Annotated in this window: 1 protein-coding gene; it reads left to right on the forward strand. The window is 72.8% G+C overall.

All coding sequences use genetic code 11. The features are described 5' to 3' along the window. A partial coding sequence (locus KDH83_RS30705) for an alkaline phosphatase family protein (RefSeq protein WP_212322824.1) occupies positions 1 to 1,221 on the forward strand: 1,221 nt, incomplete at both ends.

The following is a 1,221-nucleotide window of genomic DNA, read 5'->3' on the forward strand; positions in this document are numbered from 1 at the left end:
GCATCCGCTGGCGCATCTACCAGGACATGGCGGACAACTACGCGCTCAATCCCACCGCCGGCTTCAAGGCCTACCGCGACGCCTATCAGGGCCTGCCCGGCTCACTGGCGGCGCTGCGCGAAAAGGCGCTGAGCACGCACGGCCTGGACCGGCTGCGCCAGGATGCGCTCGACGGTACATTGCCGCAGGTATCGTGGATCTGCCCCACCAAGGCCGGCTCCGAGCATCCCAGCCCGTCCAGCCCGGCACAGGGCGCCGACTATGTGGCGCGCGTGCTGGACGCGCTGACCGCCAATCCACAGGTCTGGAGCCGCACGGTACTGCTGCTGATGTTCGACGAGAACGACGGCTTCTTCGACCACATGCCGCCGCCCGCCCCGCCCTCGCGCGATGCCCGCGGCGCGCTGGCCGGCGCCTCGACGGTGGACACGCGCGGCGAATACCACGAGATCGTCGCGGGCGTGGAATCCGACGACACGCCCGCGCACCGGCACGGCGTCTACGGCCTGGGACCGCGCGTGCCCATGTACGCGCTGTCGCCCTGGTCGCGCGGCGGCTGGGTCAATTCGCAGGTCTTCGACCACACCTCGGTGCTGCGCTTCATCGAGCAACGCTTCGGCGTGGCCGAACCCAACATCTCGCCCTGGCGCCGCGCCGTCTGCGGCGACCTGACCTCGCTGTTCGACTTCAGCGCGAGCGAGCCCGCCTTTCCCGGGACAACCCTGCCGGCAACCGCCGCGCGGGCCGCGCGCGCGGCCGCGCTGCCCGGCACCGCCACGCCCACCGCGCCGGACCAGCCGCCGCCCGCCCGTCAGCAGCCCGGCCTGCGGCCCTCGCGCGCCCTGCCCTATGCGCTGCACGCGCATGCGACGGCGCGCGGCCACGCGCTGACGCTGCGCCTGGACAATCCCGGCGCGGCCGGCGCCGTGCTGCATGTCTACGACCGGCTGCACCTGGAGCGCGGACCGCGGCGCTATACCGTCGAGGCCGGCAAGCACCTGGACGGCATCTGGGACACGGCGACGGACGACGGCCGCTACGACCTGTGGCTGCTCGGCCCCAACGGTTTCCATCGCCACTACGCCGGGCGTCTCGCCGCCGGCGCGCAGGCAGCGCCGGACATCCTGGTCAGCTATGATGCGCCCGGCGCACGCCTGCGCCTGACGCTGGCCAACCCGGGCAAGCGCGCCGTCGAATTCCATATCGCGGACGCCGCCTACG

Origin of the sequence: Achromobacter sp. Marseille-Q0513 (assembly GCF_018195695.1) — a bacterium.
GTDB lineage: Bacteria > Pseudomonadota > Gammaproteobacteria > Burkholderiales > Burkholderiaceae_B > Achromobacter.